Below are 10,410 nucleotides of genomic sequence, written 5' to 3'. Positions count from 1 at the left end.
GGCCGCGCGGGCCCTCGCGGGGGTCATTTTACGGGGGGCGCCCAACGGGCCCCCACCCACCGCCCACCGGGCTGTGGATGGGCATCAACCGATGCTGGTGCGGTCGCGACCGTCGCTCTTGGCGCGGTAGAGCGCGCGGTCGGCGCGCTGGTACAGCAGGGCCGGCGTGCGGTCGTCCCCCGCAAGTTCCACCAGGCCGGCGCTGAAAGTCACCCGCAGGGCCGGCACGCCTGCCCAGTCGGCATGGTCGTGGAACAGGCCGCGCAGGCGCGCGCACAGCTGCGCGGCTTCTTCCAGCCGGGTGTCGTTGAGCAGCAGCGCAAACTCTTCGCCACCAGTACGCGCCGGCAGGTCGGAATCGCGGCTGGCGGCGGCGATCAACTGCGCCACTTCCACCAGCACGGCATCGCCGATGCTGTGGCTGTAGGTGTCATTCACGTCCTTGAAGTGGTCGATGTCCAGCACCACCAGGCACATCGGGTGGCCGCTGCGCTGGGCACGTGCGAAGTCGCGCGCGAGCGTTTCATCGAAACCACGGCGGTTGGCCAGGCCGGTCAGCGCATCCTCGCGCGCCTGCCGTTCGAATGCTTCGGCCTGCCGCGCCAGGCGCTCGGCCAGCTCGGTCTTTTCCTGGTTCAGCGCCTGCAGGTGCACGGTCTGCGCCTGCAGGTCGAAGGTGGCCTCATCCACGCGCTGGGCCAGGCGCAGGTTGCTGGAGCGGTAGCGCTGCAGCAGGAACCGGTACAGGGCCACCAGCCCTGCAATCAACAGCAGCGCGATCAATGCCTGCACGCTGTGCCGCTGCCACCAGAACGGCTGCACGCTGAAACTCCAGACCGCTTCCTGCTGGCCCCAGGCGCCGCCGGGATGCGCGGCCGACACATGCAGGGTGTAATCCCCCGGCGGCAGGCCGATGAATTCCACGCTGCGCTGGGCGCCGCGTTCCACCCAGCCATGGTCCAGCCCTTCCAGCCGCGTGCGGTAGCGGATGCGGTCGGACATCAGGTAACTCAGGCCAACGAAGCTGACCGCCAGCCGGCGCCCGCCCGGAATGGAATTGTGGTCGGTGCCTTCCCAGTGCACCGGCACGCCATCCACCTGCACGCTCTCGATGGCGGCAGGCGGCGCCGGGCGCTCGCGGAAGCGCTGCAGGCGCTGCGGATCGACCGTGCTCAGGCCGCCGGCAGTCACCACCCAGAAGGTGCCGTCCTGGCGCAGGATCGCCGACGGACCGGAACTGCCATTGGCCTGCGCGTTGGCCATGCCATCGATCTCGTTGTAACGCTCTACCGACACCCGCGGCGCGCGACCATCGGCCACCGCGTTGAGCGTGGCCATGTCGGTCCGCAGCACGCCGCGGTTGCTGCTTACCCAGACATTGCCCAGGCGGTCGGGCACCAGCTGGAACACCGTATCCACCGGCATGCCCTGTTCCAGCCCCACGCGCGACAGGCGCCCCCCCTGCCAGCGGTACAGGCCGCGGTCGCTGCTGATCCACATGGCTTCGCCGATCTGGCGGAAGCCGAACACACTGCGGCCGCCGCCCAGCGCGGTCAGGTCGATGCGCTGCACCTTGCCGCCGCGCAGTACATGGATGCCCTCGATCGTGCCGATCCACAGATTGCCCTGGTGGTCGTGCTCCAGCGCCGTGATCAGGCCGCTGGGCATGCCCGGCACGCGTGACACCTGCACACGGCTGCCCTCGATGGAGACCACGCCCTTCTGCGTGCCGGCCCACACCACGCCGTCGGCGCCTACGCTGATCGCGCGGATGTTGCCGCCGGGCATGCCGTCGGCTGCATCGTAGTTGTGCCGCAGCTGGCCCTGCGCATCCAGTCGGTACACGCCGTCGCCGAAGGTCCCCACCCACAGGTCGCCGTCGGGCCCCTGCGCCAGACTCAGCACCGACGGCGCCTTGCCGCCGCGGTTGTGCAGCGGCATGGCACGGAAGTGCCCATCATCGGTCTGCACGTCCAGGCCACTTGCACTGCCCACCCACAGGCGGCGGTCGCGGTCCTCGAACACCGTGCGCACGTAATCGCCGCTCAGGCCGTCGCGTTCGGTGTAACTGCTGAACAAGGTTTCGCGCAGCCGGTACAGGCCGCCATTGGCGCCCACCCAGATGCTGCCTTCGGCATCCTCGCGCAGGCTGACCACGCGCCCGCCTGGCAGGTTCAGGCCGGCCGGCAGGCGCTCCATGCCGTGCGCGGAAATGCGCAGCAGGCCCTGGTTTTCGGTGCCCAGCCAGATATCGCCATGGCGGTCCTGCAGCATGGCCGTCATGTGCAGCTGTCCGGGCAGGCGGTGTACCAGCACCAGGCGGTCATCTTCCACCCGGTACAGGCGCTCACCGGCCACGATCCACAGCGCACCATCGGGCGCCCGGTACGGCCAGGACAGGCCACTGCCCACGCCCCAGCCCGGCGGCGCGCGCTTCATGTCGCCGTCGGTGTCGCGCAGCAGCAGGCCGTCCAGCGTGCCGATCCACACCCGGTCCTGGGCGTCCACCACCAGCTTGGTGAAGCTCATCGCCACCGGCAGGCCCGGCGGCGGGGTCTCGAACACCATGCCGCCGTCCGGGGTCAGGTAGCCCAGGCCCTTGCCTTCGTACAGCAGCCACAGGCGGCCCTGGCTGTCCATCTGCATGGCCTGGATCAGCACCTGCGGGCTGTTCGGCCCGTGCTCCCAGACCCGCCAGCGGCCATCGCCGGAGCGGTAGCTGACGTTGCCGCGCGAATCGCTGATCCACAGGCCGCCCTGCCGATCGACGTAGAGCGCGCCGATGCCATTGTCCGGCAGCCCCGGTCGGGTGCTGCGGTCGAAGACGGTGAAATCCAGCCCGTTGTAGCGCACCAGCCCTTCCCAGGTGGCGAACCACAGGTGCCCTTCCGGGGTCTGCGCGATGTCGCGCAGCGAGTTGTGCGGAAGCCCGTTGCGCGACGTCCACACATCAATGGCGTAATCGCGCAGCGGCGGCGCGCCCTCCTGGGCCGCGGCCAGTGGCGGCGCCAGGGCCAGCAGCAGGCACAGCAGCGCCCACCGCAGCAGCGGTGCGATCCAGGTTCCCGGGTGGCGCCCCGCCAAGCGCCTGCCAGCCCCCTTTCCGCCCATTACCGCAGGGGCAAGGGCCAGGTGCGGTTGCCCGGGGGGGCAACAGGCAGGAGCGGGGTCAGCTGGGCGGCACGGGGCCGCACGCCGGCACGAACGGGCTGGGTCATCGGTCAAGCGCTGGGAAGTTGACGCGAATGATAGGGCAAACACCCCCTTCGGCGTCACCGCAGCCCCGGCGCCTGGCTTGGGAGCATGGGGTCAGATCCGTTTTTCCTGCGGAAAACGGCTCTGACCCCGGGCGCAATGTCATCCACGCATGGCGTGGATCTACTGGCGCGCCTGGGTGCTGGCCGGCCAGTGCACCACGGCCTCCAGGCCGCCGGCCGGCCGGTTGCGCAGCCACAGGCGGCCGCCATCCTTTTCGGCCAGGGCACGGGCGATGGTCAGACCCAGCCCGGCGCCGCCGGTTTCGCGCGAACGCGACGTTTCCACCCGCACGAACGGGTCGAACACCGCTTCCAGCTGCTCGTCGGCCAGGCCGGGGCCATCGTCGGCCACCACCACGGTGATGCCCTCATGATCGCGTTCCACCCGTACCCGCACCCGCTGCGCGTACATCACCGCGTTGTCCACCAGGTTGGAGAACAACCGGTGCATGGCCAGCGGGCGCAGCATCAGCACCGCCCCGCTGCGGCCCTGGAAGGCCACGTCGGCACCGCCCTCGGCGGTGTCTTCGACAATGCTTTCCAGCAGCGAATCCAGGTCCAGGGCGGCGCGCTGCTCGGAACTCTCGGCGCTGCGCGCCAGTTCCAGGCCTTCGCGCACCAGCGCCTGCATGGCGGCCAGGTCGCCGATCAGGCGTTCGCGCAGGGCTTCGTCGCCTACGTTTTCCAGGCGCAGGCGCAGCCGGGTCAGCGGCGTCTGCAGGTCGTGGGTGATCGCCGCCAGCATCTGCGTGCGCTCGGCCAGGTGCCGCTGCAGGCGCTGCTGCATGGCATTGAAAGCCTCGGCAGCGCGCTGCACCTCGCGCGGGCCGCGCAGCGGCAGCGGTGCACGCTGCAGATCGTCGCCCAGTTCTTCGGCGGCCGACGCCAGTTCCTGCAGCGGCTTGCTGGACATGCGCGCCACGATATAGGCCAGCACGCCGATGGCCAGCACCAGCAGGGTCAGGAACAGCGGATCGACCGCCAGGATGCCGTTGTGCGCCACCGCCGGCGAATCCAGCGCCAGCTTCAGCAGCGTGCCGTCGCTCAGGGTCACATCCACCGCCCGACACTTGGGCGGAATGAACGACGGATCGCGCTCGCGCGGCGGCCGTCGATGGCCATTCGGTGGTGGCGGCGGCGGCGGCAGGAATTCCTGCAGGCGGGGAATGCAGGAACGGAACGAGGTGAAATGCACATGCGCGCGCGCCACCGGTCCGGCGCGGTCATCCAGCACCTCCATCAACGCGGTGTCCTGCCGCCCCAGGCGCGCATCCGGCGGCAACGAACGCACGCTGGGCCCGCCGGTTTCCAGCAGCCGCTCACGCAGCTCCGGGTTGCCGTCGAGCATGTTCACGTAGCCCTGCAGGCGGTCGGCCACGCGGTTCAGGTTCTGCCGCTCGAATTCCTGCTGGCGCTTCGAAGAGGCCAGCATGGTCGCACCGATGGCGGCCACGGCCATGCCCAGCAGCAGGATCACGAACAGCCGTCCCACCATCGAGGACAGGAAGTGGCGCAGGCGCTGCATCGTGGTTATTCCATCTGCACCGACGAGGCCAGCACGTAGCCTTCGTTGCGCACGGTCTTGATCAGGCCATCCGGGCCGCCATCGTCGGCCAGCTTGTTGCGCAGGCGGCTGACCTGCAGGTCGATCGCACGGTCCTGCGCTTCATAGTTGCGGCCACTGCTCAGCGCCACCAGCTGCTCGCGCGACAGCACCTTGTTGGCATGGGCGATGAACACACGCAGCAGACGGAATTCGGCGCCGGACAGCACCACCACGCGGCCATCGGGGTCCACCAGGTGGCGGTGCTCCAGGTCGAACACCCAGCGCGAGAAACGCGCGCGGCGCACCGCCAGCGGCTCCAGGTTGGCCGGCAATGCTTCGGTCCGGCGCAGCACATTGCGGATGCGCGCCAGCAGCTCGCGCGGTTCGAACGGCTTGGCCAGGTAATCGTCGGCGCCCATTTCCAGGCCCAGCACGCGGTCGATCGGCTCGGCACGCGCGGTCAGCATGATCACCGGCGTGTTGGACCGTGCGCGCAGGTCGCGGCACAGGGTCAGCCCGTCTTCGCGCGGCAGGTTCAGGTCCAGCACGATCAGGTCCACGTGCTCGCGGTCCAGCAGCTGGCGCATGCTGGTACCGTCGGCGGCGGTACTGACCAGATAGCCGGCCTTGCCCAGCTGCTCGGCCAGCAGGGTGCGGATGTCGTTGTCGTCGTCGACGATCAGCAGTCGATGCATCGGGGTTTCGGTCTCCATGTGGCGATTTTCCCGTGTCGGGAGCTGAACCGCATCCTGGCCATTGCGTAGCACTGTATCCACGGCGGGGCCGGATACCTGTGGTTACGCACTCTGCCCGACAGTGTTACATACAGACACACCCCGAGGATTGAGCGCGGCCTCGTCGGCTCTTCACAATGCCTGCCAACGCCGCCCCGCGGCCCCCAGAGTGAAGCCCCCGACGTGATCTCCCGCCTGTTGCCCGCGACCCGGAAAGGTCGCCTGATGCTGATCGCCGTGCTTGTCCTGGTCGCTGCCGTGGCCGCCTGGTGGCTGCTGCGCAAGCCGGCCGCACCGGCCCTGGCCACCACCGCGGTCAGCCGTGGCGATATCGAACAGACCGTGGAAGCCACCGGGGTGATCGATGCCTACAAGCTGGTCAGCGTGGGTGCCCAGGCCTCGGGCCAGATCAAATCGCTGAAGGTGCAGCTGGGCGACACGGTGAAGGAAGGTGACCTGATTGCCGAGATCGATGCCACCACCCAGCAGAACCAGGTGCTCAATGCCCAGGCATCGCTGGACCAGGTGATCGCCCAGCGCGCCGTGCAGCAAGCCACCCTGCGCCAGGCCGAGCTGGATTTCGCCCGGCAGAAGCAGATGCTGGCCGCCGAAGCCACCTCGCGCCAGGAATACGATGCCGCCGAAGCCACGCTGAAGACGGCCCGCGCGCAGCTGCAATCCTACGAGGCGCAGATCAAGGGGCGCGAAACCGAACTGGGCACCGCCCGCGCCAACCTGGCCTACACCCGCATCACCGCGCCGATGGATGGCACCGTGGTGGCCGTGGTGGCCGAAGAAGGCCGCACGGTGAACGCCAACCAGACCGCGCCGACCATCGTGATGCTGGCGCGGCTGGACGTAGTGACCGTGAACGCCGAAGTGTCCGAGGCCGATGTGGTGAAGATCAAGGCCGGCATGCCGGTGTACTTCACCACCCTGGGCGACCCGGACCGCAAGTACCACGCCACGCTGCGGCAGATCAATCCGGCGCCGTCATCCATCGCCAATGAAAGCTCGTCCAGCTCCAGCAGTTCGTCCAGTTCCAGTTCCAGCAGCGCGGTGTACTACAACGCCCTGTTCGACGTGGAAAACCCCGACGGCACCCTGCGCATCGACATGACCGCGCAGGTCTCGGTGCTGCTGAACCAGGCCAAGGGCGCGCTGCTTGTTCCGGCCGTGGCGCTGGGCCCGAAGACCCGCGATGGCCAGCGCATGGTGCGCGTGGTGGGCGAAAACGGCCAGCCGCAGCCGCGCAAGGTGAAGGTGGGCATCAGCAATGGCGCCAGCGCGCAGATCCTGTCCGGGTTGGAAGAAGGCGAACGTGTGGTGGTGGGTGAAGCCAGCGCCGCAGCGGCCAGCAGCGGCAACAGCAACCGCAGCGGCGGCATGCGCATGGGCCCGCCCGGTGGCATGGGGCCGCGCCGATGAGCCACGGCGCCCCCCTGCTGCGCCTGCGCGATCTGCGCCGCGAGTTTCCCGCCGGCGACGAAACCATCGCTGTGCTGCGCGATGTCAACGTGGATATCCATGCCGGTGAAATGGTGGCCATCGTTGGCCAGTCCGGCTCGGGCAAGTCCACCCTGATGAACATCCTGGGCTGCCTGGACCGTCCCACCCGTGGCAGCTACCAGGTGGCCGGCCGCGAGACCGGCAACATGGAACCGGACGCGCTGGCCGAACTGCGCCGCGAACATTTCGGCTTCATCTTCCAGCGCTACCACCTGCTGGGCGACCTGGACGCGCGCGGCAACGTGGAAGTGCCGGCCGTCTACGCCGGCAGCCCCGGCCCGGTGCGCAACGCCCGTGCAGAACAACTGCTGCAGCGCCTGGGCCTGGGCGACCGCATGCACCACAAGCCCGGCCAGCTTTCCGGTGGCCAGCAGCAGCGCGTGTCGATCGCCCGCGCCCTGATGAACGGTGGCGAGGTGATCCTGGCCGACGAACCGACCGGCGCGCTGGACACGAAATCCGGCGAAGAAGTGATGGCCATCCTCGGCGAGCTGCACGCCGAAGGCCACACCATCATCATCGTCACCCACGACATGAGCGTGGCCGAGCACGCCCAGCGCATCATCGAGATCCGCGACGGTGAGATCATCGCCGACCGCGCCAACCCGAAGGCGCCCAGCCATCGGGCACAGCGCGAAGCGAGCGTCGGTGTGGCCCACGGCAGCAACTGGCGCGCCGCACGCGACCGCTTCACCGAAGCCTTCCGCATGGCCCTGCTGGCCATGAACGCCCACCGCCTGCGCACCTTCCTGACCATGCTCGGCATCATCATCGGCATCGCCTCGGTGGTCTCGGTGGTGGCCCTGGGCAACGGTTCGCAGCAGCAGATCCTGCAGAACATCAGCGCGCTGGGCACCAACACCATCGACGTCTACCCCGGTCGCGGGTTTGGTGACATGCGCTCGGCGCGGGTGCAGACCCTGAAGGCCACCGACGCCGACGCACTGGCCACCCAGAGCTACGTGGACAGCGCCACGCCCAGCGTGTCGACCTCGGTTACCGCGCGCTACCGCAACCAGTCGGCCAACGCGCAGATCAGTGGCGTGGGCGACCAGTACTTCCGGGTGAAGGGCATCACCCTGCTCAGCGGCAGCTTCTTCGACACCGATGCGGTGAAGGGCCTGGCGCAGGAAGCGGTGATCGACGAGAACACCAAGACCCAGTTCTTCCCCGACAGCGACCCGGTCGGCCAGGTGATCCTGCTCGGCAACGTGCCGGTGCGCGTGGTGGGCGTGGCCAAGAAGCAGAGTTTCGGCTTTGGCGGCAGCACCAGCCTGGGCGTGTTCGTGCCCTACACCACGGTGATGTCGCGCATGCTGGGGCAGAGCCACGTGTCCAGCATCACCGTGCGGGTGAATGACGAAACGCCGATGGATGCCGCGCAGGAGGCCATCACCCGCCTGCTGACGCTGCGCCATGGCACCGAGGATTTCTTCCTGAGCAACAGCGCGGAAATCCGCGAGACCATCGAGCAGACCACCCGCACCATGACCCTGCTGATCGGCGCCATCGCCGCCATCGCGCTGCTGGTGGGCGGCATCGGGGTGATGAACATCATGCTGGTGTCGGTGACCGAGCGCACCCGCGAGATTGGCGTGCGCATGGCCGTGGGCGCGCGGCAGAGCGACATCCGCCAGCAGTTCCTGATCGAAGCGGTACTGGTCTGCCTGCTCGGTGGCCTGCTCGGCGTGGGCCTGGCCCTGTTGCTGGGCGCGCTGATCGGACGCTTCTCCAGTGATTTCCAGGTGCTGTTCTCCACCGCATCGATCGTGGCCGCGTTCGCCTGCTCCACCCTGATCGGCGTGGCCTTTGGATTCCTGCCGGCACGCAGTGCCGCCCAGCTCGACCCGGTGGAGGCACTGGCCCGCGAATGAAGATGATGATGACCCGACTGCCCTTCCCTGCCCCCACCCGCCTGCTGCTGGCTGGCGCCGTGCTGCTGGCCCTGTCCGGCTGCGCATCGGTGGGCCGCTACCCCACCCAGGATCCCGAAGTGGCTGCCACCTGGGGCCGCGGCGATGCCACCCTCAACGCACCCGCCGACGACCCGCGCAGCAGCCTGGATACGCCCAGCCGCGATATCCGCCAGGACACCTGGTGGCAGGGGTTCGGCGATGAACGCCTGGACCGGCTGGTGGCACGCGCACTGCAGGCCAACAGTGACCTGGGCGCCGCCGGGCTGGCCGTGCAGCGCGCGCGCCTGCAGGCCGGGCTGGCCAGCAATGCGCTGTGGCCGCAGCCGTCCTCGTCGGGCGTAAGTGGCAGCGGCAGCCGCGCCACCGACCAGGCCGACGACTGGAGCCGCAGCTATTCCACCGGCGTGTCGCTGGGCTGGGAAATCGACCTGTGGGGACGCCTGCGCACCCAGCGCGACATCGCCCGCTGGGAAGCCCAGGCCAGCGAGGAGGACCGGCAGAACACCGCGCTGCTGGTAATCGGCGACACCATCACCCAGTACTGGACCCTGGCCTATCTGAACCAGTCCATCGCCAGCGGCCAGGCCAACCTGGAGCGCCTGCAGCGCACCCGCGACCTGGTGCAGGCGCGCTTCGACGCCGGTGCGGTATCGCGGCTGGAAGTGCGCCAGGCAGAACAGAACCTGCAGTCACAGCGCTCGGCGCAGAGCGCGCTGGAACAGCAGCGGGTGGAAGTACGCAATGCGCTGACGGTGCTGCTGGATGGCACGCCGTGGCCGCAGCGGGAAGAGCCGCAGAACCTGGACGATGCACGCAGCCCGGCCATTGCCGAAGGCCTGCCGGCCGATCTGCTGGGCCGTCGCCCCGACCTGCGCGCGGCCGAGCTGCGCCTGCGCAACAGCCTGAAGACCATCAAGGTGACGGCCACCCAGTACTACCCCGCGCTCAGCCTGACCGGCAGCGTGGGTTCCAGCGCCACGTCACTGGGTGATGTGCTGCGCAACCCGGTGGCCACGCTGGGCGCGGGCCTGTCGCTGCCGTTCCTTAACCTGCAGCGGGCGCAGCTGGATACCGACATTGCCGGCACCGCCTACCAGATCGACGCCACCAACTTCCGCAAGACGCTGTACACAGCACTGTCTGAAGTGGACAACGCGCTGTCGGCACGCGAACAGCTGGCACGCCAGGTCGAAGCCTCGCAGGCCTCGTACGACCAGGCGGTGGAAGTGGAACGCGCGCAGGAAGTGCGCTACCGGGTGGGTGCCACCGATCTGCGCACCTGGCTGGAAGCGCAGCAGACCCGGCGCGATGCCGAACTGTCGCTGGCGCGCGTGCGGCAGAGCCAGTTGAACAACGACGTCACCCTGTTCAAGGCACTGGGCGGCAGCGCAGGGTGAGGGGCCGGATAACGGGGTCGGATCCCTCTGGCAGAGAGGGCTCTGACCCCG

6 protein-coding genes are annotated in these 10,410 nt (G+C 68.9%); 3 read left to right on the top strand and 3 right to left on the bottom strand.

Annotated elements, in window-relative coordinates; all coding sequences use genetic code 11:
• Window positions 1–84 precede the first annotated feature (84 nt).
• From IAE58_RS12420 to IAE58_RS12410, 3 genes are all read right to left on the bottom strand, one after another.
• Entirely contained in the window at window positions 85–3,111 is a 3,027-nt protein-coding gene (locus IAE58_RS12420; RefSeq protein ID WP_199933625.1) for a ligand-binding sensor domain-containing diguanylate cyclase, read from the bottom strand.
• Between the two features lie 267 nt (window positions 3,112–3,378).
• Window positions 3,379–4,782 carry an ATP-binding protein gene (locus IAE58_RS12415; RefSeq protein ID WP_199933626.1) on the bottom strand — a complete coding sequence of 468 codons (1,404 nt, stop codon included), beginning with the start codon at window positions 4,780–4,782 and terminating at the stop codon, window positions 3,379–3,381.
• A 5-nt stretch (window positions 4,783–4,787) separates the two neighbouring features.
• Window positions 4,788–5,516 (bottom strand): response regulator, encoded by a 729-nt coding sequence (locus IAE58_RS12410; protein WP_108752624.1) that lies wholly within the window; start codon window positions 5,514–5,516, stop codon window positions 4,788–4,790.
• A 204-nt stretch (window positions 5,517–5,720) separates the two neighbouring features.
• On the opposite strand from IAE58_RS12410, the gene IAE58_RS12405 reads away from it, so the two are divergent.
• The 3 genes from IAE58_RS12405 to IAE58_RS12395 are packed head-to-tail and all read left to right on the top strand — an operon-like array spanning window position 5,721 to window position 10,359.
• Window positions 5,721–6,965: an efflux RND transporter periplasmic adaptor subunit gene (locus IAE58_RS12405; protein WP_108761630.1), complete on the top strand. Its 1,245-nt coding sequence runs from the start codon at window positions 5,721–5,723 to the stop codon at window positions 6,963–6,965.
• Window positions 6,962–8,920 carry a MacB family efflux pump subunit gene (locus tag IAE58_RS12400; RefSeq protein ID WP_199933627.1) on the top strand — a complete coding sequence of 653 codons (1,959 nt, stop codon included), beginning with the start codon at window positions 6,962–6,964 and terminating at the stop codon, window positions 8,918–8,920. The genes IAE58_RS12405 and IAE58_RS12400 overlap by 4 nt, the downstream gene beginning before the upstream one ends.
• Entirely contained in the window at window positions 8,917–10,359 is a 1,443-nt protein-coding gene (locus tag IAE58_RS12395; protein WP_199933628.1) for a TolC family protein, read from the top strand. Before IAE58_RS12400 ends, IAE58_RS12395 begins: the two co-directional genes overlap by 4 nt.
• The last annotated feature ends 51 nt before the right edge of the window (window positions 10,360–10,410 follow it).

The sequence above is a fragment of the Stenotrophomonas sp. S49 genome (genome assembly GCF_016624905.1).
GTDB lineage: Bacteria > Pseudomonadota > Gammaproteobacteria > Xanthomonadales > Xanthomonadaceae > Stenotrophomonas.
Note: the sequence above shows the minus strand (reverse complement) of the source record. Positions and strands in the feature narration are given on the sequence as shown.

Bases quoted from the DNA above. Each gene is read 5' to 3' on its own strand.
- IAE58_RS12395 (WP_199933628.1), top strand. From the start codon at position 8,917: ATGAAGATGATGATGACCCGACTGCCCTTCCCTGCCCCCACCCGCCTG.
- IAE58_RS12400 (WP_199933627.1), top strand. From the start codon at position 6,962: ATGAGCCACGGCGCCCCCCTGCTGCGCCTGCGCGATCTGCGCCGCGAG.
- IAE58_RS12415 (WP_199933626.1), bottom strand. From the start codon at position 4,782: ATGCAGCGCCTGCGCCACTTCCTGTCCTCGATGGTGGGACGGCTGTTC.
- IAE58_RS12420 (WP_199933625.1), bottom strand. From the start codon at position 3,111: ATGGGCGGAAAGGGGGCTGGCAGGCGCTTGGCGGGGCGCCACCCGGGA.
- IAE58_RS12410 (WP_108752624.1), bottom strand. From the start codon at position 5,516: ATGGAGACCGAAACCCCGATGCATCGACTGCTGATCGTCGACGACGAC.